This is a genomic window from Micromonospora parathelypteridis (assembly GCF_014201145.1).
In the GTDB taxonomy this organism is placed as follows: Bacteria; Actinomycetota; Actinomycetes; order Mycobacteriales; family Micromonosporaceae; genus Micromonospora; species Micromonospora parathelypteridis.
This window is the reverse complement of sequence record NZ_JACHDP010000001.1, coordinates 1,221,338-1,244,555: the sequence shown is the minus strand read 5'-3', so window position 1 is coordinate 1,244,555 and position 23,218 is coordinate 1,221,338. Positions and strand designations below refer to the sequence as shown.

Below are 23,218 nucleotides of genomic sequence, written 5' to 3'. Positions count from 1 at the left end.
CGGAGAGCCTCCCACGGTGGGCGGGACCGGGGCTGACGCGGGGTCTGTTCCGGTGTCGACGGTGCCCCTAGGGTGAACATCGTGATCATTGACTGGCTCACCGGCACCGCGTTCCAGGTGGCCGGTACGGGCACCACGTGGGCGGAGCTGCTGGGGTTCCTGACCGGTGTGCTCACCGTCTGGTTGGTGGCCCGGCAGAAGATCGCGAACTGGCCCATCGGCATCGCCAACGCGCTGCTGCTCATGCTGCTGTTCTGGACCGCCGGTCTGTACGCCGACGCGGGGCTGCAGATCGTGTACGTCACGCTGGGCTGCTACGGCTGGTGGCACTGGCTGTTCGGTGGCGAGCGGCGGAGCCGCCTTCTGGTGAGCCGGACCGGGCGCCGGGAGTGGCTGGTCCTGCTCGTCGTCGGGTTGCTGCTGACCGGTGGGCTGTGGGCCCTGTTGGACCGGGCCACCGACTCGACCGTGCCGTTGCCGGACGCGTTGACCACGGCGCTGTCCCTGCTGGCCACGTACGGGCAGACCCGCAAGCGGGTGGAGAGCTGGTGGCTCTGGATCACCGCGGACCTGATCTACATCCCGTTGTACGCGTACAAGGAGCTGTACCTGACCGCCGTCCTGTACCTGGTCTTCCTCGCCCTGTGTGTGCTCGGGCTGCGCGCCTGGCGGGCCGACCTGCGTCGGGTCGACCGGCCGACCCCCGTCCCGCCCGGCCCGGCCCCGGTCGCCGCGTGACCGCCGGGGCGCCGGGGCGCCCGCCGACACCCCGCCAGCCAACGACACCGGGCCAGTCAACGACACCGGGCCAGCCAGCGCGGTCCCCGGACTTCGGCCATGGGATGGTGGTGGGGAAGTTCTACCCGCCGCACGCCGGGCACCACGCGCTGATCGAGGCCGCCGCCGCCCGCTGCGCCACGGTCACCGTCGTCGTGGCCCCCTCGCGGCGGGAGTCCATTCCGCTCACGCTGCGGCTGGAATGGCTGCGGGAGGCGCATGCGCGCACCCCGTGGGTCCGCTTCGTCGGCCGGTACGACGACCACCCGGTGGACTACGCCGACCCGGCCGTCTGGGACGCGCACTGCGCGGTGTTCCGCGAGGCGGTCGGGTCGGGGCGGGTGGACGCGGTCTTCTCGTCGGAGGCGTACGGCGCGGAGTTGGCTCGACGCTTCGACGCCGTACCCGTGTCGGTGGATCTGGATCGGCGGACCGTTCCGGTGTCCGGGACGGCCGTCCGCGCGGACCCGGCGGGTCACTGGCGGTGGTTGAGCCCGCCGGTGCGGGCCTGGTTCGTGCGCCGGGTGGTGGTGGTCGGCGCGGAGTCGACCGGCACCACCACGATGGCGGCAGCGCTCGCGGCGCACTACGGCACGCCGTGGGTGCCGGAGTATGGCCGGGAGTTGACCGCCCGCAAGCTGGCCCGGTTGCGCGAGCGCACACCGGAGGTGACGGTCTTCGACGTGACCTGGGACCGGGACGACTTTCGCACGGTGGTCCGCGAGCAGCAGGCGGCCGAGGATGCGGCGGCCCGGACGAGCGGGCCACTGCTGGTCTGCGACACCGACGCGCGGGCCACGGCGGTGTGGGAGGAGCGCTACCTGGGCAGCGCGTCTCCGGAGGTGCGGGCGGCGGCCCGTCGGCCGGCGCTGTACCTGCTGACGGATCACCGGGATGTGCCCTTCGCTGATGACGGGCTGCGCGACGGCGAGCATCTGCGGAGTTGGATGACCGAGCGGTTCCGTGCCGAGTTGGCGGGGTGCGGCGTGCCGGTGGTGGAGCTGGTCGGGTCGCACGCGGAGCGACTGGCCCGGGCGGTGCGGGCCTGCGACGACCTGCTCGCCGCCGGTTGGTCGCTCGCCGACCCGATCGACGCCCCCGACTCGCACTAGCCTCCTAGGACGGCCCAGCGGGTGTGGCACGTGCGTTGTTCCCCGTTGACGGGTGGCCAGCGCCACCGGCTGCCCGGGGTGTGATCACGGGGCGTGGTGGGCAACAATGGTCACCGAGGAGGGGAGTATTCCCCCGCGACGGAGTCGTCAGCACGGTCGATCGCCGGAACCACGGCGGCCCGACCCGGCCCCGTAGGTCGCCGCCCCGCGAGGGGTGGCGGCGGAAGAGACCTCCGACAGTCACCAGAGTGAGCGACAGCGGCACGCCGGCCCCCCAGGGGGCGTACGGTGTGCCCGACGCCGCGTGTCTGCCGGAGGAATGAACGTTGGACGTGTCCGGATTGGTGTGGGCGGGGACGCTTGTCGCACTGACTGCGGTCCTGCTTGTCGACCTGTTGATTATCGGTCGGCGTCCGCACGAGCCGAGTGTGCGGGAATCGAGCCTCTGGGTCGCCTTCTACGTCGGTCTTGCCCTGCTCTTCGGTGCGGGTGTCTGGCTGACCTCGGGCGCCAGCGCGGCCGGGCAGTTCTACACCGGCTGGCTCACCGAATACAGCCTCTCGGTGGACAACCTCTTCGTCTTCGTGATCATCATGGCCCGCTTCGGGGTGCCCCGGCAGTACCAGCAGAAGGTGCTGCTCGTCGGCATCGTGCTGGCGCTGGTGATGCGCGGCGGGTTCATCGCCGCCGGCGCGGCGCTGATCACGCAGTTCTCCTGGGTCTTCTACATCTTCGGCGCGTTCCTGATCTACACGGCGATCAACCTGGCCCGGCAGGGTGAGCCCGACGAGGACGAGTTCTCCGAGAACGTGCTGATCCGGTGGAGCCGCAAGGCGCTGCCGATCTCCAAGGAGTACGACGGCGCGAAGCTCACCACCCACGCGGCCGGCAGGCGACTGTTCACCCCGATGCTGATCGTGATGATCGCGATCGGCACCACCGACCTGATCTTCGCACTGGACTCGATCCCGGCGATCTTCGGCATCACGCAGGAGCCGTACCTGGTCTTCACCGCGAACGTCTTCGCGCTGATGGGCCTTCGTCAGCTCTACTTCCTGCTCGGTGGCCTGCTCGACCGGCTGATCTACCTGAGCTACGGCCTGGCCGTCGTGCTCGGCTTCATCGGGGTCAAGCTGGTGCTGGAGGCGTTGGCCGACAACAACCTGCCGTTCATCAACGGTGGCGAGCACGTCGGCTGGGCGCCGCACATCCCGATCTGGCTGTCGCTGCTGGTCATCATCGGCACCCTGGGTGTCGCCACCGCCGCCAGCCTGGTCAAGTCCTCCCGGGACCGGCGCCGCGAGCTGGCCGACGCCCGACGCTGACCGGGCACCGGCCGGGCGCGGATGCGCGCCCGGCCGGTCAGACCCGGTGTGCGCCGACCAGCGTGGCGGTCCGATCGGCGGGCAGCGGCTCCTCGATGACCCGCCGCCGCCGGTAGCAGGCGTGCAGCATCCGCCGCTGGCCGTCGTCGCCGGGCAGGGCGGTGACGATGCCGATGTGGTGGATCTTCCGGCCCGGCCGGGCGAAGAAGTAGAGGTCACCGGGGCGTTCCGCGCCCAGCGCCAGCGGTGTGGTGGCCATGGCCTGGTCGTCGGCGTCGCGGGGTAGCAGCACCCCGAATCGCCGCCAGGCCAGGTGCACGAGCCCCGAGCAGTCGATGCCGTGCGCGGAGAGACCGCCCCAGATGTAGACCACGTCCAGCAGCCGCTGCGCCACCGCGAGCGCCTGCTCGGCGGCCGGCGACGCGGCCGGGGCCGGGACCAGGTGGCTGTCGAGCAGCCAGAGCGGCGCGGCCCGCCCGGGGACGTGTACCGGCCGCCAACCGTCGCGGGCAGGGCCGGCCGGGGTCAGGCGGGTGCCGACGACCACGCCGGGCAGCACCACCGGGCCACTCGGCTCGGCGTGCAGCCCGGTGACGGTGGCGTCGACCACCAGCGGGTGGTCGGTGTCGGTGCGGGTGGCCGGGTCGACCGCGGTCAGCTGGTCGGCGGGGAGCCAACCCGGGTAGCCGCGTGGGTCCAGCTTGGCGGCGGGCTGCTCAACGGCGACGACCCGGGCCCAGCCGTCCGGGCGCAACTCGCTGACGAGGACCCGCTCGCCGAGCAGGAGTTGGCTCAGCACGCAGTCGCCGACCTGCTGGTCGGTGTTCAGACCGGAGACCCAGGCCGGGATGTCGACTCCGGCGGTCAGCGCCGGGCGGTCGACCGGACGGACCGCCTCGGGGGAGGTCCACAGTGTTGCCACCGCGACCCGGACGACGGCCTCGCGGCCCGGTTGCAGCTCCACGTCAACCCCCAGATCGTGTCGGCTGTCCCAGGGGAACCCTATGAAAGAAACCAACGATCATCAACCGCGGGTCTGCACCTTTGCTTCAGCAAGCCCGGAAATGCCCAGGCCAGGGGCATCCGGCAGCACCACGGTCGACCCGTCGTAACGTACCCCGCCCTGCACCGGCGACCAGGCCAGCCACCAGGCCGCGTCCAGGTCGGCCACCGCGGTGGTGCCGTATGCGGCGACCAGGCTGGCTGCCGCCCCGATACCGACCTGGCTCTCCATCATCGAACCGACCACCGTGCCGAGACCGTGGGCGGTGGCCAGCTCGAGGAGGGTACGCGCCGGGTGCAGCCCGCCGCACTTGGCCAGCTTGACGTTGACCAGGTCGGCGGCCCGACGGCGGATCACCTCCACCAGGTCACGGACCCCGAAGACCGCCTCGTCGGCCAGGATCGGCACGGACACCCGGTCGCTGACCCAGGCCAGCCCGTCCAGGTCCCAGCGGGCCACCGGCTGCTCGACCAGCTCCACGTCGAGCCCGGCGTCCTCGATGCCACGAATCACCCGGACCGCCTCCCGGGGCGTCCAGCCCTGGTTGGCGTCGAGCCGGATCCGGACCCCGGGGCCGACGGCCGCGCGGACGGCCCGCACCCGGTCCAGGTCGCCGGCCGCGTCGGTGCCGACCTTCAACTTCAGGACGCCGAACCCGTCGGCCCGCCGCTGCCTCGCCGCCGCCGCCAGATCCACCGCGTCGCCCGCCGCCAGCGTGACGTCCGTCGGCACCCGCAGCGTGGTGCCCCCGAGCAACCGCACCAGGGGTACGCCCAACCGCCGGGCGGCGAGGTCGTGCAGGGCGACGTCCACCGCTGCCTTCGCCGCCTCGTTGCCAGCCGCCGCGCGCTGCACCTCGGTGCAACGGGCCACCAGGTCGTCCGGGTCACGGCCGATCAGCAGGGGGCCGAGCAGCTCGCGTACGCACGCCTGCGCGCCGGCCACCGACGCCCCGGTGACCTGCCAGACCTGGGGCGCCTCGCCGAAGCCGGACCGGCCGTCGGCATCGATCAGCTCGACGACGAGAGTGTCCACAGTGGTGGTGCGGCGCAGCGCGGTGACGAATGGGGTGTGTAAGGGGGCGGAAACCCGGTGGGTGCGTACCGCCGAGATCGTCATGTGGGGCACCCTATACGCAGGCACATGGCGGGAGGGGAGACCGGATGGCTGGTCAGGGCTGGGAGTTGGTGGGCGCACCGAACGCGCGCGACCTGGGCGGGCTCGTCGGTGCCGACGGGCGGCGGGTCCGCGTCGGGCAGCTGATCCGCACACCGGCGTTGGGTCGACTCGCCGACGAGGACCTGCCGGTGCTCGCGAAGCTGGGCCCGGCATGTGTGCTGGACCTGCGCGACTCCTCCGAGATCGCGGTCGCCCCGGCGGATCGGCTGGTCGGCGAGCCCCGGGTGGTGCACCTCCCGGTGCACGATCCGGAGCACCCGGTCTTCACGTACGTGTCGGCGGTGCTGCTCGGCCACGACCTCGACGCGTACGCGGAGCTGGCCCGGCAGGGCACGGCGAGGGCGATGGCGGCCATCTACCGGTGGTTCGTCACCGGCGAGTCGGCGCGGACCGGCTTCGCCGAGGCGGTGCGGCTGGCCACCCAGTCGGAGAACCTGCCGCTGGTGTACCACTGCTCCGCCGGCAAGGACCGCACGGGTTGGCTGACCGTCATCCTGTTGACGGCGCTGGGGGTGGACGAGTCGGCGATCCGCTCCGACTACCTGCGCAACAACGCGTTGACCGACAGTCTGCGCGCGGTGATCGTCGAGGCGTTGCGACGACGGCAACCCGGCCTGGACGTCGACGCGGTGCTGCCGGTGCTGGAGGTCCGCGCCGAGTATCTCGACGCCGCGTACGACGAGGTGCGCCGGGTGCACGGCTCGTTCGACGCGTACCTGCGCGACGGGCTCGGAATCACCGACGAGACCCTCACGGCGCTGCGGGCGCGGTTGCTGGAGTGACCGGCGCGCCCGGCGGCGTGCTGGCGCGGCCGGCCCAGCCGGTGACGATCAGCGCCTGGCCGGCGGCGTAGGACGCCATGATCAGCACCGGCGCGCCGGGTGGCTCAGCCACCCCGGCCACCCCCGCGGCGATCAACAGGTCGGAGCCGAGGAACAGCGCGGCGCCGAGACCGACCCGCCAGCCCTGGGCGGCGGCCGTGCTGGCCATCGCGGCCAGCGCCAGCGCGTAGCCGGCCACCGGCAGGGCCAGCCCGGCATCGGTCAGCCCCGTCCACATCCACCAGAGCGCGACGACGGTCAGCACCGCGTACCCCAGCGGGACCGCGACCAGCGGCGGGCGGCGTAGCGCGAGGTCGGCCCGGTAGCGGGTGAAGGCCGCGATGTAGCAGAGGTGTGTGCCGAGGAAGCAGGCCATGCCGGCGAGGAACCAGCCGGTGCCGCCGATCATCAGGGCCACGTCACCGGCGGTGGCGAAGGCCAGTGCGGCGAGCACCAGCCGGTCGGGTCGTGCCCCGCGTTCGACGCAGGCCCGCCAGAGGTACGCGGCGAGCAGCGGCATGAGCAGCGGCTTGGTGACCCGAAACGCCACCTCGCTGTCGGTGGCGTTGGCCAGCAGGTTCGCCGCCGTCACGACGAGGAAGGCGGCCAGCAGGTCACGGCTGCGAGGCATCGGCGGCTCCGGATGTGGGGGGGGGGTGCGAGCAGCCTAGCCGGAGTCGGCCTGTGCGGGGTCAGAGCTGGTGGCGGGCGGCCCAGACCTGGGCCGAGATGTGGGCGATCAGCAGGCAGGCGTCGTCCTCGTCCTCGTCGCCGCTGGCGTTGCCGTCGGCCGGGTCGGTGGTGGTGCAGACGACGATCAGGTAGGGCGGGGCGTCGTCGGGCAGCACCACGCCGGCGCCGTGCCGCACGCCGCGTACCCAGCCGTTCTTGTGCGCGATGCGGGTGCCCTCCGGCAGACCGGCGGCCAGGTCCTCGCGGTGCTCCTGGGCGAGCAGGACGTCCAGCATGGCCGAGCAGGCGGCCGGTGCGGCGAGCGTGCCGGGGGAGCCCGCCCCGGAGGCCAGTGCGCCGAGCAGGGCGGCCAGGTCGGCGGCGGTGACCACGTTGGTGATGCCGGCCTCGCGGGCCGCGAAGTCCTCGATGCCCCGGCCCGTGACGCTGTTGCGGGCGCCGGCGAGCGCCCACACGTCGGCCACCGCGGGCAGCCCGACGTGCCCGATGACGAGGTTGGTGGCCAGATTGCTGGAACGCACGATCATCCGGTCGGCTAGCCAGCGCAGCGTCGCCGTGCCACCCAGCCGGTCCCAGACGGCGTCGTCGTTGTCGTAGGGCTGTGCGCAGGAGAACCGGGGCGCGCCGGGCTGGGCGGAGTCGAATTCGTTGACGATCGGGACCGGGGCGTCCAGGTTCAGGGTGCCGGCCTCGGCGGCGCGGTGCAGCGCGGCGAGCACCGCCACCTTCATGGTGCTGGCGGCGTAGTGGGCGGCGTCCGCGTGGCGGGTCCAGGTCGGCGGCGCGTCGAGCCGGCCCACGTACGCCGAGACGGTGCCGGGCACCCGGTCCAGGTGGGCGTCGAGATCATCCCAGGTCATGCCGGTGACCGTAGCCCATCAGCGCCGGAGGGTCGGACCGGCCCGCGTACCCGTGGCGGAAACGGACGGGCGCGTCGACCGCAAGCGGTCGACGCGCCCGGTGTCGGGTGCTGCTGGGGTCAGCCGGCGTGCTTGCGGCGGGCGGCGGCCCGGCCCCGCTGCTGCTGGTCGAGCACCACCTTGCGGATCCGCACGGTGGCCGGGGTGACCTCGACGCACTCGTCCTCGCGGCAGAACTCCAGGGCCTGCTCCAGGGAGAGCTTGCGCGGCGGGACCAGCTTCTCGGTCTCGTCGGAGGTCGACGCCCGCATGTTGGTGAGCTTCTTCTCCTTGGTGATGTTGACGTCCATGTCGTCGGAGCGGGAGTTCTCCCCGACAATCATGCCCTCGTACACCTCGGTGGTCGGCTCGACGAAGAGCTGGCCACGCTCCTGCAGGTTGATCATCGCGAAGGCGGTGACCGCGCCGGACCGGTCGGCGACCAGGGAGCCGTTGTTGCGGGTACGCAGCTCGCCGAACCACGGCTCGTAGGACTCGAAGACGTGGTGCAGGATGCCGGTGCCCCGGGTGTCGGTGAGGAACTCGGTGCGGAAGCCGATCAGGCCGCGCGCCGGGACCAGCCACTCCATCCGGATCCAGCCGGTGCCGTGGTTGACCAGCTGCTCCATCCGGCCCTTGCGGGTCGCCAGCAGCTGGGTGATCGCGCCCAGGTACTCCTCGGGGGAGTCGATGGTCAGCCGCTCCACCGGCTCACAGGTCTTGCCGTCGATCTCCCGGGTGACCACCTGCGGCTTGCCGACGGTCAGCTCGTAGCTCTCCCGGCGCATCTGCTCGACCAGGATGGCCAGCGCCAGCTCACCGCGGCCCTGCACCTCCCAGGCGTCCGGTCGCTCGGTGGGCAGCACCCGCAGCGACACGTTGCCGACCAGCTCCTTGTCGAGCCGGTCCTTGACCATCCGGGCGGTGACCTTGGCGCCCTTGACCCGGCCGACCAGCGGCGAGGTGTTGGTGCCGATGGTCATCGAGATGGCCGGCTCGTCGACCGTGATCAGCGGCAGCGCGACCGGGTTCTCCGCGTCGGCCAGCGTCTCACCGATCATGATCTCGGGGATGCCGGCGACGGCGATGATGTCGCCCGGGCCGGCCGTCTCGGCCGGCTTACGCTCCAGGCCCTCGGTCATCAGCATCTCGGAGATGCGGACCCGCTGGGTGCTGCCGTCGGTGCGGCACCAGGCCACCGTCTGGCCCTTGCTGATGGTGCCCTGGCGGACCCGGCACAGCGCCAGCCGGCCGAGGAACGGCGACGCGTCGAGGTTGGTGACGTGCGCCTGCAGGGGGGCGTCGTCCTCGTACGCGGGTGCCGGGATGGTGTCCAGCAGGGTGCGGAACAGCGGCTCCAGGGAGGTGCTGTCGTCGGGCACCGAACCGTCGGCGGGCTGGGTCAGCGAGGCGATGCCGTCGCGGGCGCAGGCGTAGACGATCGGGAAGTCGATCTGCTCCTCGTCGGCGTCCAGGTCGAGGAAGAGCTCGTAGGTGTCGTCCACGACCTCCTTGATCCGGGCGTCGGGGCGGTCCACCTTGTTGATCACCAGGATGATCGGCATCCGGGCGCGCAGCGCCTTGCGCAGCACGAAGCGGGTCTGCGGCAGCGGGCCCTCGCTGGCGTCGACGAGCAGCACCACGCCGTCGACCATGGTCAGGCCGCGTTCCACCTCGCCACCGAAGTCGGCGTGGCCGGGGGTGTCGATGATGTTGATGGTGACCGGGTCCGAGCCGTCCGCCGGCAGGTAGCGCACGCCGGTGTTCTTGGCCAGGATGGTGATGCCCTTCTCCCGTTCCAGGTCCCCGGAGTCCATCACCCGCTCGGTGTTCTCGCCGCGTGCGCCGTACGCGCCGGCCTGCCGCAACATGGCGTCGACCAGGGTGGTCTTGCCGTGGTCGACGTGAGCGATGATGGCGACGTTGCGGAGGTCGCTGCGAAGCTGCATACCCTCTATCCTTCCGCCTGCGCTCGCGCAGGCTGCGTCGGGGTCACCCCCAGGTGCCCCTGATCTATGGTGAAACTGCTGTCCGGGTCGTTCCCCCGGCTGGCATGCTGACTCCCGTGTTCCGGGGGCCTGAGTGCATGACCTGCTGACCTGGGTGCAGGGCCTGCCCGCCCTGTGGATCTACCTGGTCGCCGCGCTGATCGTGGCGGGCGAGACCGCGGTGATCTTCGGCCTGCTCGTGCCGGGTGAGGCTACCCTGCTGCTCGTCGGCTTCCTCACCTACAACGGTACCTTGCGGCTCGGGCCGGCGTTGCTCGCGATGATCGTCGCGGCGGTCCTCGGCGACGGGCTGGCCTTCCGCGCCGGACGGCGCTACGGGCCCCGGCTGCGTGCCGGGTTGGGGCACCGGGTGGGGCCCGAGCGGTGGGGCCGGGCCGACGCCATGCTCGCCCGGCTCGGTGGGCGGGGCGTGTTCGCCGCCCGTTGGGTGGCTTTCGCCCGCACCCTGGTGCCCCGGCTGGCCGGCGCGGGCGGCATGCCGTACCGGCGGTTCGCACCGTGGAACCTGGCCGGAGTGATCACCTGGGTGGGCGGCTCGGTCCTGCTCGGTCACCTCGCGGGTGAGTCGTACGACACGGTCTCCCGGCTGCTCGGTCGGGCCACCGGCGTGGCGCTGCTGCTGCTGGCCGGTCTGTTGGGAGTCGTGCTCGCCGGCCGGTGGCTGGGTCGTAACCCCGACCCGGTACGCGCCCTGCTGTCCCGGGCGGGCGCGCTGCCGCCGGTGCGCTGGCTCACAGCCCGCTACGGTGTGCTGTTCTTCCTGGTGGCCATGCGGATCGGGCCGGCCTGGACGCTGCTGCTCAATCTGGCCGCCGGGCTCCTGCTGCTCTTCGCTGCCGGGCTCGCCATCGCCGGACTGCTCGCCGTGGCGATCCGCAACAGCGGGTTGGCCGCGCTGGACGACGCCATCGCGGACTGGTTCGCCGCCCGGCGTACCCCGGGCGCCGCCGACGCCACGATGCTCGTGGTGTCGGTGGTACGAGGGTCGGTGTTGATCGTGTTGGTGGCGCTGGTGGCCGCGGTGCTGGCGTGGCGCAACCGACCCTGGCGTGCGGACCTGCTCAGTGTGGTCGGCACGGTGGGCGCGTTCGTGCCGCTGGTGGTGCTGGCCGTGGTGGCCGAGGTGACCGGGCCGCACGGCACCGCACCGGGTGGCGGCGAGGCGAATCCGCTCTCGACTCAGAACGCCGTGGTCGCGGCGAGCTTCTGCACCCTGGCCTGGCTGGTGTCGCGCAACGCCCGCTGGCCGGTCGCGGTGGCCGCCTGGACGGCCGCCGCCGCGGGGGTGCTCGGGATCGGCGGCGCGCGGCTCTACCTCGGCTTGGAGACGGCGAGCGGGACCGCCGCGGCGGTGCTGCTCGGAGTGCTCTGGACGGTGGTGTTCATCGTCGCCTGGGCCACCCGGGACCGGGCGGTGGGCGACCGGGAACAGCACGTTGATCAGGCCCGCCCGCCGTCGCAGGGGCACCGCCGCCCGGTCGAACCTTGCTAGGGTGCGGCGACGATCACACCGGGAGGCATGGGCATGTTTCGACGGACCGGCCGGCGGGGCGCTGCGGTGCTCGCCGGGCTCCTGCTCGCGAGTGCGCTGGTCGGCTGCGCCGCCAAGGGGGAGAACCCGCAGGACCTGACCGCCCCGGTCGCGGTCACCGATGCGCCGACGGACGCCCCCACAGACGAGGTCTCCGCGGCGCCGAGCCCGTCGCCGACCGCCGTGGCGTCGATGGGTGCCGCGCCGAGCCGTAGCGCGACCCCGACGCCGACGAAGAAGCCGACGAAGAAGCCGAGCCGCACGGCGCCGAAGCCGCTCGCGGTGGCGAAGCCGCCCACCGAGACCAAGGTCCCGCCGGCCCCGCCGAAGCCGGCGCCCAGCTCCTGCAAGCCGAGTTACAAGGGCACCCAGGCGACCCGCGCCGAGGTGAAGGCCGCGTTGACCGACGCGGCCGGCCGCACCTACTGGCCGGTCTCCGCTCCGGACATCAAGATCCCGCTCAACCTGCTCAAGGCCACCGCGTGGCAGGAGAGCGGCTGGCAGTCCAACATCTACGCCTGTGACGGCGGTGTCGGGTTGATGCAGGTGATGCCGGGCACCGCGACCTGGATGAACCAGCGGTTCGAGAAGAGCTACCAGATCGACGACTACCGGGACAACGCCTACCTCGGCGCCACCTACCTGGCCTGGACGACCAAGTACATCGGCGAGATGTACTTCGAATCCGACTTCCGCCTCGACCCGGCCCTGTGCACCACCGAGCTGAACTCCTGCCTGCTCAACGCGGTCATCGCCGCGTACAACTTCGGGCATGGGGCGGTGGCACGGGAGGGGGAGCCACTGGCCATCCCCAACCCGTCGTACGTGCGCAACGTGCGGGCGCTGATGAGCGAGTGCGTCTGCCTGGAGTACTGACCTCGACAGGGGTCGTGTCGGTGTCGCCCCGGCCTGCGCCGCACCCGTCGGTCAGTCGCGTGCGGCGACCGGCTCCGGCGACGCCGCGATGTCCTCCGGGCGGTCGCGGCTGATCCGGCCGGGCCACCAGAAGCGGTCGCCGAGCACGAACGCCAGCGCCGGCACCAGGACCGTGCGGACCAGCAGGGTGTCGAACAGGACACCGATGCAGACGATGATGCCGATCTGGGTCAGCGTGATCAGCGGCAGCACGCCGAGCACGGCGAAGACCGCGGCGAGCAGCACTCCGGCGCTCGTGATCACCCCGCCGGTGACCCGCAGAGCGGAGAGCATCCCGTCGCGGGTGCCCACGCTGCGGGCGTCCTCTCGGGCACGGGTGACCAGGAAGATGTTGTAGTCCACACCGAGTGCCACCAGGAACACGAAGGCGAGCAGCAGCACACCGCTGTCCAGTGCCGGGAAGCCCAGCACGTGATCGAAGAGCAGCCATGCGGCGCCGAGGCTCGCGAAGAACGACGCGATCACGGTGAGCACCAGCAGCACCGGTGCGAGCAGGCCGCGCAGCAGCAGCACGAGCACGGCGCCGACCAGCAGCAGGATGATCGGCAGGATCAGCCGCAGGTCGGAGTCGTTGGCCTTCTCCGAGTCGTAGGTTGCCGCCACGGTGCCGCCGACGAGCGCGCCGGACGGCGGATCGGCACCGTCGACGGCGGGCGGCGCGGAGCCTCCGACGGCGGCGACCGCCGCGCGCAGCGCCTCGATGGCGCGGTCCGCGGCAGTGGTGCCCGGTTCGGCGTCCAGCACCACGTCGACCTGGGCAACGGCCTCACCCGCGTCGCCGGGGCGTACCGAGGCGACCCCGGGCACGGCGCTCGCGGCGTCGGTGACCGCCCGGACGGCCGCCGGGTTGGTGAGCACGGCCACCGGCTGGGTGGTGCCGGCGGGAAACGCGCGGGCCAGGGTCTGCGCACCGGTGACGGCCTCGGGCTCGGCCCGGAACTGCTCGGTCTCGGACAGGCCGGTGCGGATACCGAGCCCACCCAGCGCGAGGCCGCCGAGCAGCAGGGTGGACAGCACCGCGACCACCACCGGGCGGCGTTGCACGGCGGTGCCCAGCCGGCCCCAGAGCCGACCCTCCCGGGCCGGGCCGCCGACCCGGGGTACGAACGGCCAGAACAGGCCCCGACCGAGGAGCACCAGCACGGCGGGGAGCACGAACAGCGCCGAGAGCATGGCGAAGACCACACCGGTGGCGCAGGCCACCGCCAGTGCCCGGTTCGTCTCCTGCTCGCTGAGCAGCAGGGTGAGGACGCCGAGCACCACGGTGCCGCCGCTGGCCAGGATGGGCTCGGCGGTACGGCGCAACGCGGCGCGCATCGCGACGAACCGGTCCTCCTCGCGCCGCAGCTCCTCGCGGTAGCGGGCGATCAGCAGCAGGGCGTAGTCGGTGGCGGCACCGAAGACCAGCACGCTGGCGATGCCGGTGACCTGGCCCGGTTGGAGGTTGATCCCGACCGCCGGCACGATCGTGTCCACCGCGCGCAGGGTGATCTGCTCGGTCACCGCGACCACCACGAGCGGGACGATCCACAGGAACGGGCTGCGGTAGGTGATCAGCAGCAGCAACGCGACCACGGCGGCGGTCACCGCGAGCAGGGTGACGTCGGCGCCGTCGAACACCGAGGACAGGTCGGCGGTGAAGGCCGGGGCGCCGGTCACCTCGACGGTCAGGCTGTCGGGCAGGTCCGCCAGAGCCGCGCGTAGCTGGGTGACCGTCTCGGTGACGTCCTCCTGTCCGCCCGCGGTGTCGAGGGGCACGGCGACGAGGGCCACCGTGCCGTCCGGGGACACCTGGACGGGGCTGACCTGCCCGCCCACCGCGAAGCCGCGCAGGGCGTCGGCGCGGGCGCCGATGGTGGCCCGGTCGGCCTCGCTCAGCGCCCCGCCGTCGTCGCGGCCGACCACCATGATGGCCGGCTGCACGTCACGGGACGGGAGCTGGTCCTGCAGGCGCTGCACCTGGGTCGACTCCCACCGCACGGAGAGACCGGTGGCGGAGACCGGCGCCGGGTTGTCCGGCTGGGGCATTCCGAACACGGCCGCGCCGACGACGATCGCGGCGGCCACGGTGAGCCAGGCGGCCAACCGGCCGCGGGCGACTCTGGTGAACACAGACATCAGCTGACCCCAAGGTCCTTCGGAAACCGAGTATCTCGATAATCGAGATTATCGAGGGCTGTTCTATGCTGCAACCCGGGGGACCGACGACGGGAAGAGCGGCGCGAGGTGGCGACTCACGGCATGTACCGGCGGCGCGACACGCGCCGCGAGCAGCTGGTCGCGGAGATCACCAACAACCTCCGGCGGTACGCGGTGGACGCCCAGCAGGTCGGCCACGCCTTCGCCAACCTGCACGGACTCAACCCGACCGACCTGCAGGCGTTGATCGCGGTGATGGACGCCGAGCTGCTCGGTGACCCGATCACCCCCGGTCGCCTCGGTGAGCAGCTCAACCTCTCCTCCGGCTCGGTGACCGCCCTGATCGACCGGCTGGAGCGGGCCGGCCACATCCGCCGGGACCGGGACACCGTCGACCGCCGCAAGGTGCTGCTGCACTACGCCGACCAGGGAGCCGCCCTGGCCATGGAGTTCTTCCAGCCGCTGGGCGCCCGGACCGACACGGTGATGGCCCGCTTCGGCGAGGACGAGCTGGAGGTGGTGCACCGATTCATGGCGGAGATGAGCGAGTCGCTACGGGGGCACCGCGACGCGGTACGCGCAGCCCGGCCCGAGTCGCCCCGCCGACCGACAGGCTGACCCGTGTCGGACCGGCTCCTCACCCGCCTCGCCGGCGTCGCGCTGCGGTTGCCACCGACCCGCCCCGGCCCGGTACGGGTCACCCGCGACATTCCGATCCGGGCCTGTGACGGTGTGGTGCTGCGCACCGATCACTACGCCCCGCAGGTCCGGGACGCGCCGACCGTACTGATCCGCACCCCGTACGGGCGGGGCGGACCGCTGCGACTGCTCGGCCGGCTGCTCGCCGCGCGGGGCCGGCACGCGGTGATCCAGTCCTGTCGCGGCACCGGTGGTTCCGGTGGGACGTTCGCCCCGCTGGTGCACGAGCGCGACGACGGAATGGACACCCTGGACTGGCTGCGTCGCCAGCCCTGGTGGTCCGGCCAACTCGGCATGTTCGGGATCAGCTACCAGGGGTTCGCACAGTGGGCGCTGGCCGCCGACGCCGGCGAGGAGTTACGCGCGATGGTCGCCGTGGTGACCGCCTCGGCCACCCGGGACTCGACGTACGCGGGGGAGTCCTTCGCCCTGGACACCGTGCTGACCTGGGCGGAGTTGCTGCACGCGCAGACCGTGCCGTGGCTGGCCCGGCAGTGGGAGCTCAAGCGTGGCCAGCCTCGGCTGGCCGCCGCGCTCGCGCACCTGCCACTCGTGGACGCCGACCGGGTGGCCACCGGCGTGACCATCCCGTTCTTCCAGGAGTGGCTGCGCCACCACACCCCGGAGGCCGTGTACTGGCGGAACCGGGTCTTCGCCGACCGGGTGCCCTTGGTGCGGGCGCCGGTGGTCATGGTCACCGGTTGGCACGACATCTTCCTGCCCGCCCAGCTCGACGATTACGCCACCCTGCGCGCCGCCGGTACGGAGCCACGCCTGGTGATCGGCCCATGGACGCACGGCAGCCCCGGTCTGTTCGTGGCCGCGCTGCGGGAGGGGCTGGCCTGGCTCGACGAGCACCTGAACGTCGCGCCACCGGCCGGTGGGCGCTCACGTGCGGGTTCCGCCCCGGTCCGGCTGTTCGTGGGTGGTCCCGGCGGCGGTTGGCGGGACCTGCCGGACTGGCCACCGCCTGCGGTCGAGACCGCCTGGCACCTGCACCCGGGTGGTGAGCTGGCGGTGCGCCAGCCGGTCACGTCGGCGCCGGACGGGTTTCGGTACGACCCGACCGACCCCACCCCGTCGCTGGGCGGGCCGCTGCTCGTCGGCCAGCGGGCCGGTCCGGTGGACAACCGGACCGTCGAGGCCCGCCCCGACGTGCTGACCTACACCAGCGCCCCGCTGACCGGGCCGGTCGAGGTGATCGGTCCGGTACGCGCCGAGATCTACGTCCGCAGCGAGCTGCCGCACCTGGACGTCTACGTTCGACTGTGCGATGTGGACCGGCGAGGTCGCTCGTCGAACGTCTGCGACGGTCTGGTGCGGGTGACACCCGAGCACTTCCCCGCCGACTCGTCCGGCGTGCTGCGGGTTCCGGTCTCGCTCTGGCCGACCGCGTACCGGTTCGCGGCCGGGCACCGGCTGCGGGTGCAGGTCGCCGGCGGCGCCCATCCGCGCTGGGCGCGCAACCCCGGCACCGGCGAAGCCCTCGGTACGGCGGTCACTCTGCGTGCCGGCTGGCGGCAGATTCTGCACGACCCGGCGCACCCCTCCGCCGTGCTTCTGTCGATCATCCACTCTGGTCAGTGATCTCACTCAGAAAATAAATCGCTCTGACCTGGGCATTCATGTATTGATGGGGCTATGGTTGGGTCATCGCCCGGTGCCACGCACAAGTTAGGCCGGGCCCTACCTGAGGCCCACACCGCGCACACACGGTGTGACATCGCTTCTGGTTCCCCGTACTTCCTGAGAGGGGGGCCGATGACTCGCGCCCCATCCAATCTGTTGGCTGTTCGCAGCCTGCTACTCACCCATCTCAACATCGACCCGAACACCGATCGGCCCGAAGACCTCGAGCCTGCGGAGGTCGGCATCGTCGGGGACCCCGCCCACCGGGGTGGTTACCACTGCGGATCGGATCGGGTGGTCACCAATGACTACTCGGTGGTGGAGTCACCCCGGGACAAGGCCGGTCTGACCCTCGACGCGGCGGCGCTGGACGTCGGCGGCTTCGAGGTCCGTTCCGGCGGCCGTACGCACACCCTGTCCAGTTTCTCGCTCTGGTGCGTGGGGCAGTGCGCCGCCAACGCGGCCGACACCCGGGACATCCGGGAGATCATCTACAGCCTCGACGGCTCGACCGTGAAGCGGTGGGATCGTCTCGGCAAGCGCACCACCGGCGACAGCTCGCACCGCTGGCACACCCACTTCAGCTTCTTTCGCGATTCGACAAAGGCGGGCCGCGACCAGCGGCCGCTGTTCCGTCGCTACCTGATTTCCATCGGTCTCCTGGAGGACGACGACATGACCCCCGAAGAGCACGCCTGGCTGGCCACCGTCCACAAGAACATCACCGTGCTCGACGGCCGCAACCCGATCGGACAGATCTACACCCGAATGGCGGAGGGTCGGGACGACACCGGTGCTCCGGTGATCGGCAACTGGAACCTGCAGGCGATGACGAAGCAGCTCACCGCCCTGCAGGCCACGGTCAACGCACTGGCCGGGAAGGCCTCCACCGACGAGACGGTGGTCGCCCAGGGCGTGCTGGCCGGACTGTCACCGGAGAAGATCGCCGCGGCCATCCCGCCCACCGTGGCCAAGCAGGTCGCCGACGAGTTGGCTCGCCGACTGGTCGCCTAGAGCGAGGGGCGACTCGTACCCGCCGGGTCGCCTCTCCTGGCATCCGCAACGACTGTTGGGCAATAAAAATTGCGCAACGGCCGTTGCGGATGCGATTCTGATGGCATGGACAGTCCCGACGTACGCCAGATCACCGACTCGCGGGTCCTCGCTGCCATGGCCCACCCGCTGCGTCGCCGCCTGATGGACGTGCTCAAGGTGCACGGACCCTCGACCGTCGGGCTCCTCGCCGACCGCACCGACCAGGCACCCGCGAACGTCAGCCACCACCTCAAGGTCCTTGCCGCCGCGGACCTCGTCACCGAGGCCCCCGAGTTGGCCCGGGACCGGCGCGAGCGCTGGTGGCGGTTGGTCACCCGAGCGCTGCGCTGGACCAACACCGACTTCGACACCGACCCGGCCGCCCGTGCGGTCGCCGACGCCGCCACCTCGCTCAACCTGGACCGGCACGTCGCCCTGGCCCGGGCGTGGCACGCCGCCGACGAGTCGGCGCAGGCCACCTGGAACGACGCGCCGTTCTCCACCGACCACTGGCTGCGCCTCACCCCCGACGAGTTGGCCGAGCTGAGTCGCGAGATGATCGACCTCCTCGCCCGCTGGGCCGACCGCGACCTGCCCGACGACGGTGCCGACCGCCGGCCGGTCTTCGTGTTCGTCCACGGCGTGCCGGCCCGCCCGTGACCGCCGACACCCGCAGCGACCCGGCCTCGACCCCGGCCCGCCAGGCCGGAGGGCTGCTGCGGCACCGCGACTTCCGGCTGCTCTGGGCCGGTCAGGCGGTCAGCAGCATCGGCAGCAACGTCACCACTGTCGCGCTGCCCCTGGTCGCGGTCACCGTCCTCAACGCCGGGACCTTCCAGGTGGCGGTCCTCACCGCCGCGGCCTGGCTGCCCTGGCTGCTGATCGGCCTGCCGGCCGGCGCATGGGTGGACCGGCTGCCCCGTCGACCGGTGATGGTGGTCTGCGACCTGCTCTGCGCCCTGGCCTTCCTCAGCGTGCCGCTGGCCGCCGTGCTGGACCGGCTCACCGTCGTGCACCTGCTGGTGGTCGCCCTCGGCGCCGGCGCCGCGCGGGTCTTCTTCGAGACCGCCGACCAGGTGTACCTGCCGGTGCTGCTGCGACCCGAGCAACTGCCGGAGGGCAACGCGAAGCTGCAGGCGACCCAGACCGCGAGCTACGTCATCGGACCCGGCCTCGCCGGCCTGATCGCCCAGCTCATCGGTGCCGTGGCCGCGCTGTTGCTGGACGCGCTCACGTTCCTGCTCTCCGCGGTCCTCCTGCTGCGGATCCGCACCGTCGAACCACGCGCTCGCCGAGAAGACCGATCCCGGGCACTACGCCGGGACATCGCCGAGGGCCTGCGCTTCGTCGCGCGGGACCCGTACCTGCGGGTGCTGACGGTCTTCGGCGCGGCCAGCAACATCGGTCTGACCGGCTACCAGGCCGTCCTGGTGGTCTTTCTGGTCCGCGAGTTGCGGCTGGAGCCGGGCCTGGTGGGCGCGCTGGTCGGCGTGATGAGCGCGGGCGGGATCGTCGGCGCGCTGCTCGCCACCACGCTGGCCCGGCGCTGTGGCACCGCACGGGCGCTGCTGGCCGGGGCGGTGCTCACCGGCCCGCCCGCGCTGCTCATCCCGCTCGCCACACCTGGTGTCGGGTTGATCTGGCCGGCACTCGGCGGGGTGCTGATCGGCCTCGGGGTGGCCATCGGCAACGTGGTCAAGGGCGCTTTCCGGCAGGCGTACACGCCGCACCACCTGCTGGGCCGGGTGACGGTGAGCATGCATCTGCTCAACTACGGCACGATCCCGCTGGCGGCCGTGCTGGCAGGCGCCATCGGCGCGCGCTACGGCGTCGAGACGGCGATCGGGGTGATGACCGCCTGGTTGGCGCTCACCCCGTTGATTCTGTTGATCGGGCCAATCCGGAGGCGGCGGGACCTGCCCGCCGCCCCGGCGGCGTCTTGAGTGCGCTGCGACGGCGGCCGGAGGACCGGCCGCCGTCACCGGCACGGAGCTACATCGGGCGGACGTTGTCCGCCTGCGGACCCTTCTGCCCCTGGGTCACCTCGAACTCGACCTTCTGGCCCTCGTTGAGCTCCCGGTAGCCGCTCGAAGCGATGGCGGAGTAGTGGACGAACACGTCCGGCCCTCCACCGTCCTGCTCGATGAAGCCGAAGCCCTTTTCCGAGTTGAACCACTTAACCGTGCCGGTTGCCATGCATCTCTCCCTGTTCAAAGCGGCTGACCCTCGGCCTCTGGCCGATGATCGCCCGTACCTGTCCGACAGTAACGGGCAAAACCCCGATCCGCTGGCCGAAGTGCCGTAGGTCTTCGTGTGAAGTCGGGTGAACTCTGCGCGCCGGCATGCGAAAGCTGCCCCGACCACCCGCCGCTGGGGCATGCTTGCGCCGATGAGGGGTGCCGCAGCCGACGCGCTGACCGAGCTGGAGCGCGAGATCGACGCGCCCGGCGCCGGCCTGGATCGGCTCCGGTTGGTGCCCACCCCGTTCGTACCCGAGGTGCGGCTGCACCTGGCCGAGGACGCGATCGTCTGGTGGGCCCGGATGGAGGCTGCCGTCGGGCACGCCCTGCCGGCGCCGTACTGGGCGTCCGCCTGGGCTGGAGGCCAGGCCCTGGCCCGCCACCTCCTGGACCACCCGGAGCTCGCCGCGGGCCGCCGGGTGCTCGACCTCGCCGCCGGATCGGGGCTGGTGGCCATCGCCGCGGCGCTGGCCGGTGCCGCACAGGTGATCGCCAACGACATCGACCCCTACGCCGTCGCCGCCGTCACGCTCAACGCGCGGGCCAACCGGGTCGCCGTCGACGCCGTCGGAGACGACCTGCTCGACAGCACCGAAGCGGAGGCCGACCTGGTGGTCGCCGGGGACGTCTTCTACGACCGCGCGATGGCCGACCGGATGCTGCCGTTCCTGCAGAGAGCCGCCGCCGGGGGCGCCGAGGTGCTGGTCGGGGACCCCGGCCGGGGGCACCTGCCGGCGGACCGCCTGACGGTGCTGGCCAACTATCCGGTGCCCACCACCGAACCGTCGGTCGACTCGTCGTTACGCCGAGTGCAGGTGCTCCGACCCGCCTGAGGTCAGCCGCCGCCTCAGGGGCGACCCCGAGGCGAATACCAGGGGTCGCTGGGGGCTACGACCGGATGCCCAGGGTGGTGCGGCGGTCATACCGTACGAGGCATGACGCAATGGCTGGCCCAGATCGGAGAACTGCCCGTCCTGCTGCTGATGGGTGCGCTCGGGCTCGTCATGCTCTTCGATGCCGTACCCCTGCTGGGTGTCCTGGTCCCCGGCGACGTGGCGATCCTGGCCGCCGTCGGGGTGGGCCGCCCGACCACCGGGCTGGCCACCTTCGCCGCGGTGCTGGTCGGCTGCCTGGCCGGCTGGTCACTGAGCTTCCTTATCGGCCGCCGCTACTCCGAGCGGTTGCGACACAGCCGGATCGGCGGCTGGATCGGCGAGACGCGCTGGACGGCCGCGGAGGGAATCCTGCGCCGCGGTGGCGGCCGGATGATGATCGTCGCGCCGTTCCTGCCCGTGTTCAACGCGCTACTCCCGCTGGCCGCCGGCGGGCTACGGATGTCGTACCGGCGATTCCTCGGCTGCGCGGCGCTCGGCGCCGCTGCCTGGGCCGGTCTCTACCTCGCGCTGGGCACCGCATCCCGGTCACTCGCCGGGCTGCTGCCGGGGGACCCCAGTCCGCTGCTGGTCACCATGGGGGTCGGGCTGGTGCTGGCGTCCGTCGTGCTGCTGGGGGCGCGGCGGCGGTTGTTCTCGGTGGCTGGGTGACGGGGTCGGGGTTTGCCGGTTGCGGTTTCCGGTGGGGCTTGCTGGTTGCGGTGGGGGGCGGGGGCCTGCCGTGCCCGGCTCCGGGCGGTCAGGCTTGATCCCTGCGCCGGGCACGGCAGGCCCCCGCCCTCGTCGTGGTGGCGGCTCATTCGGGGGAGCCGCCACCACCGACGGTGGTTGATCTTGGTGGTTCTTGGTCCTTGGTGGTTCTTGGTCAGCGTGTGGTTCGTGGCTTTACCAGCCTCGGGTTCGCCACTGGGGGAGGGCCGAGCGTTCTGCTCCCAGGGTGCTGTCCTTGCCGTGGCCCGGGTAGAACCAGGTGTCGTCCGGTAGCTGGTCGAACAGCTTGTGCTCGACGTCGTCGATCAGCGCGGCGAAGCGCTCCGGGTCCTTGTCGGTGTTACCGACGCCACCTGGGAAGAGACTGTCGCCGGTGAAGAGGTGCGGGGTGCCGGCCGGGTCGCGGTAGAGCAGCGCGATCGAGCCCGGGGTGTGCCCCTTGATGTGGATGACCTCCAGCGCGCAGTCGCCGACCGACACGGTGTCACCGTCGGCCAGGTGGTCCGCCTCGATCGGCAGCCCGGCCGCGTCGTCGGCGTGCACCAGCGCCCGGGCGCCGGTCTTGGCGACCACCTCCTCCAACGCCACCCAGTGATCCATGTGCTGGTGAGTCGTCACCACGGCGGTGAGGCCGCCGTCGCCGATCAGGTCCAGCAGCCGGGGTGCCTCGTTGGCGGCGTCGATCAGCACCTGGTCACCGGTGCCCGTGCAGCGCAGCAGGTAGGCGTTGTTGTCCATCGGGCCGACCGACAGCTTGCTGATGGCGAGCCCGTCCAGCTCGCGTACCGCCGGCGCGCCGCCGTGGGTGACGTCTCCGCTGTATGTCATGACGTTTCTATATCCATTCCGGTGGAGTAGGCAGGGGACCGTCGGGGATGACGGAGAGCGGGTCGCCGTCGGCACGGCCGATCAACCAGGCAGCGAGGTCGGGGACGGAACCGGCGACGATCGGGGCGCCGGCGCGGTCGCCGATCACCACCTCGTGCCCGCTGCCGTCGAGGCGTAGCACCATCGATGGCGGTGTCGGCCCCATGGCGTGATGGCTGGCTGCCTCGCGCAGCAGTCGGAGGGCGAACGTCTCCGACCAGTCGGTGGGCCGGTAGTCGGCGGCCAGGTCGAGGTGGTGCACCTCGATCTCGCGCAACCGGCCCCAGACGAGCAGCGCGGCCGGCCACGGGCCCCGACGGGCCTGCACCGTCGCCGCCCAGGCCTCGGCCGGCATCGCCGCGACCGCCTCCTTGAACAGGTCCGCGGTGCGCCGCAGGTCGTCCAGGTGCTCGGCGGGTGGCCGACCCGAGCCCACCTCGATGTCCGTCGTGCGGGCCGCCAGCGAGGCGTACATCGGCAGTGCCTCGCCGGTGCGGGCCGCGGTGAGCAGATTGACGAAGCCGTCGGCGTTGCGCGCCAGGTGCGCCAGCACGTGGCCGCGCGTCCAACCCGGCAGCAGCGACGCGGCGGCCAGGTCCGCGGCGTCGAAGGAAGCCGCGGTACGCAGGAGTCGGCTGGTGGCCGCGTCCACCTCGCCCATCAGCAACAGCGGATCCGTGGTCACCCGTCGACCCTAGCGGTCGGCCGTCGCGCCGTCGC

The 23,218-nt window shown here is 72.1% G+C and carries 22 protein-coding genes; 13 read left to right on the top strand and 9 right to left on the bottom strand.

Annotated elements, in window-relative coordinates; all coding sequences use genetic code 11:
• Positions 1-81 precede the first annotated feature (81 nt).
• From pnuC to HNR20_RS05110, 3 genes are all read left to right on the top strand, one after another.
• Positions 82-738 (top strand): nicotinamide riboside transporter PnuC, encoded by a 657-nt coding sequence (gene pnuC, locus HNR20_RS05120; protein WP_184176922.1) that lies wholly within the window; start codon positions 82-84, stop codon positions 736-738.
• A gap of 104 nt (positions 739-842) precedes the next feature.
• Positions 843-1,889 carry an AAA family ATPase gene (locus tag HNR20_RS05115; RefSeq protein WP_184176920.1) on the top strand — a complete coding sequence of 349 codons (1,047 nt, stop codon included), beginning with the start codon at positions 843-845 and terminating at the stop codon, positions 1,887-1,889.
• 326 nt (positions 1,890-2,215) lie between these two features.
• Positions 2,216-3,214, top strand: coding sequence for a TerC family protein (locus tag HNR20_RS05110; protein ID WP_184176918.1), 999 nt, complete (start codon positions 2,216-2,218; stop codon positions 3,212-3,214).
• A gap of 37 nt (positions 3,215-3,251) precedes the next feature.
• Here HNR20_RS05110 and HNR20_RS05105 read toward each other — a convergent pair whose 3' ends face one another.
• Both HNR20_RS05105 and HNR20_RS05100 read right to left on the bottom strand, forming a co-directional pair.
• Positions 3,252-4,178: a C40 family peptidase gene (locus HNR20_RS05105; RefSeq protein ID WP_184176916.1), complete on the bottom strand. Its 927-nt coding sequence runs from the start codon at positions 4,176-4,178 to the stop codon at positions 3,252-3,254.
• 60 nt (positions 4,179-4,238) lie between these two features.
• Complete coding sequence (locus tag HNR20_RS05100; RefSeq protein ID WP_184176914.1) at positions 4,239-5,336, bottom strand: mandelate racemase/muconate lactonizing enzyme family protein; 1,098 nt, start codon at positions 5,334-5,336, stop codon at positions 4,239-4,241.
• A 44-nt stretch (positions 5,337-5,380) separates the two neighbouring features.
• Here HNR20_RS05100 and HNR20_RS05095 point away from each other — a divergent pair, with 44 nt between their 5' ends.
• The gene (locus tag HNR20_RS05095) at positions 5,381-6,178 is read left to right on the top strand and encodes a tyrosine-protein phosphatase (RefSeq protein WP_184176912.1); all 798 of its coding nucleotides are present in this window, start codon (positions 5,381-5,383) and stop codon (positions 6,176-6,178) included.
• Here the strand turns inward: HNR20_RS05095 and HNR20_RS05090 are convergent.
• The 3 genes from HNR20_RS05090 to typA all read right to left on the bottom strand — a co-directional run bounded on the left by HNR20_RS05090 (position 6,147) and on the right by typA (position 9,758).
• A complete protein-coding gene (locus tag HNR20_RS05090; protein ID WP_184176910.1) occupies positions 6,147-6,848 on the bottom strand; it encodes a lysoplasmalogenase in 702 nt (233 codons plus the stop codon). The two genes, HNR20_RS05095 and HNR20_RS05090, sit on opposite strands and share 32 nt — an antisense overlap.
• Positions 6,849-6,909: 61 nt before the next feature.
• Entirely contained in the window at positions 6,910-7,770 is an 861-nt protein-coding gene (locus HNR20_RS05085) for a serine hydrolase (protein WP_184176908.1), read from the bottom strand.
• A 119-nt stretch (positions 7,771-7,889) separates the two neighbouring features.
• On the bottom strand, positions 7,890-9,758 hold the full coding sequence (typA, locus tag HNR20_RS05080) for a translational GTPase TypA (protein WP_184176906.1): 1,869 nt from the start codon (positions 9,756-9,758) through the stop codon (positions 7,890-7,892).
• Positions 9,759-9,891: 133 nt separating this feature from the next.
• On the opposite strand from typA, the gene HNR20_RS05075 reads away from it, so the two are divergent.
• Both HNR20_RS05075 and HNR20_RS05070 read left to right on the top strand, forming a co-directional pair.
• Positions 9,892-11,310, top strand: a complete 1,419-nt coding sequence (locus tag HNR20_RS05075; RefSeq protein ID WP_184176904.1) for a DedA family protein — start codon at positions 9,892-9,894, stop codon at positions 11,308-11,310.
• 33 nt (positions 11,311-11,343) lie between these two features.
• Positions 11,344-12,225 carry a lytic transglycosylase domain-containing protein gene (locus tag HNR20_RS05070; RefSeq protein ID WP_184176902.1) on the top strand — a complete coding sequence of 294 codons (882 nt, stop codon included), beginning with the start codon at positions 11,344-11,346 and terminating at the stop codon, positions 12,223-12,225.
• 51 nt (positions 12,226-12,276) lie between these two features.
• On the opposite strand, the gene HNR20_RS05065 is transcribed toward HNR20_RS05070, so the two are convergent.
• Positions 12,277-14,403 (bottom strand): MMPL family transporter, encoded by a 2,127-nt coding sequence (locus tag HNR20_RS05065; protein WP_184176900.1) that lies wholly within the window; start codon positions 14,401-14,403, stop codon positions 12,277-12,279.
• 123 nt (positions 14,404-14,526) lie between these two features.
• Between HNR20_RS05065 and HNR20_RS05060 the strand changes: the two genes are divergently transcribed.
• The 5 genes from HNR20_RS05060 to HNR20_RS05040 all read left to right on the top strand — a co-directional run bounded on the left by HNR20_RS05060 (position 14,527) and on the right by HNR20_RS05040 (position 19,730).
• A complete protein-coding gene (locus HNR20_RS05060) occupies positions 14,527-15,042 on the top strand; it encodes a MarR family winged helix-turn-helix transcriptional regulator (RefSeq protein ID WP_184187997.1) in 516 nt (171 codons plus the stop codon).
• Between the two features lie 3 nt (positions 15,043-15,045).
• On the top strand, positions 15,046-16,710 hold the full coding sequence (locus HNR20_RS05055) for a CocE/NonD family hydrolase (RefSeq protein WP_184176898.1): 1,665 nt from the start codon (positions 15,046-15,048) through the stop codon (positions 16,708-16,710).
• Positions 16,711-16,884: 174 nt separating this feature from the next.
• Positions 16,885-17,766: a hypothetical protein gene (locus HNR20_RS05050; RefSeq protein WP_184176896.1), complete on the top strand. Its 882-nt coding sequence runs from the start codon at positions 16,885-16,887 to the stop codon at positions 17,764-17,766.
• A gap of 105 nt (positions 17,767-17,871) precedes the next feature.
• Positions 17,872-18,447: an ArsR/SmtB family transcription factor gene (locus tag HNR20_RS05045; RefSeq protein WP_184176894.1), complete on the top strand. Its 576-nt coding sequence runs from the start codon at positions 17,872-17,874 to the stop codon at positions 18,445-18,447.
• Positions 18,444-19,730: an MFS transporter gene (locus tag HNR20_RS05040; RefSeq protein WP_184176892.1), complete on the top strand. Its 1,287-nt coding sequence runs from the start codon at positions 18,444-18,446 to the stop codon at positions 19,728-19,730. Before HNR20_RS05045 ends, HNR20_RS05040 begins: the two co-directional genes overlap by 4 nt.
• A 49-nt stretch (positions 19,731-19,779) precedes the next feature.
• Here the strand turns inward: HNR20_RS05040 and HNR20_RS05035 are convergent, their stop codons facing one another.
• Positions 19,780-19,983, bottom strand: coding sequence for a cold-shock protein (locus HNR20_RS05035; RefSeq protein WP_007462771.1), 204 nt, complete (start codon positions 19,981-19,983; stop codon positions 19,780-19,782).
• 181 nt (positions 19,984-20,164) lie between these two features.
• Between HNR20_RS05035 and HNR20_RS05030 the strand changes: the two genes are divergently transcribed.
• Together HNR20_RS05030 and HNR20_RS05025 are read left to right on the top strand one after the other, a co-directional pair.
• Positions 20,165-20,860, top strand: a complete 696-nt coding sequence (locus HNR20_RS05030; protein WP_184187993.1) for a class I SAM-dependent methyltransferase — start codon at positions 20,165-20,167, stop codon at positions 20,858-20,860.
• 102 nt (positions 20,861-20,962) lie between these two features.
• On the top strand, positions 20,963-21,571 hold the full coding sequence (locus HNR20_RS05025; protein WP_184176890.1) for a DedA family protein: 609 nt from the start codon (positions 20,963-20,965) through the stop codon (positions 21,569-21,571).
• A 234-nt stretch (positions 21,572-21,805) separates the two neighbouring features.
• Here the strand turns inward: HNR20_RS05025 and HNR20_RS05020 are convergent, their stop codons facing one another.
• Both HNR20_RS05020 and HNR20_RS05015 read right to left on the bottom strand, forming a co-directional pair.
• Positions 21,806-22,459 carry an MBL fold metallo-hydrolase gene (locus HNR20_RS05020; RefSeq protein ID WP_184176888.1) on the bottom strand — a complete coding sequence of 218 codons (654 nt, stop codon included), beginning with the start codon at positions 22,457-22,459 and terminating at the stop codon, positions 21,806-21,808.
• 7 nt (positions 22,460-22,466) lie between these two features.
• Positions 22,467-23,183 carry a maleylpyruvate isomerase family mycothiol-dependent enzyme gene (locus tag HNR20_RS05015; protein WP_184176887.1) on the bottom strand — a complete coding sequence of 239 codons (717 nt, stop codon included), beginning with the start codon at positions 23,181-23,183 and terminating at the stop codon, positions 22,467-22,469.
• Between the last annotated feature and the right edge of the window lie 35 nt (positions 23,184-23,218).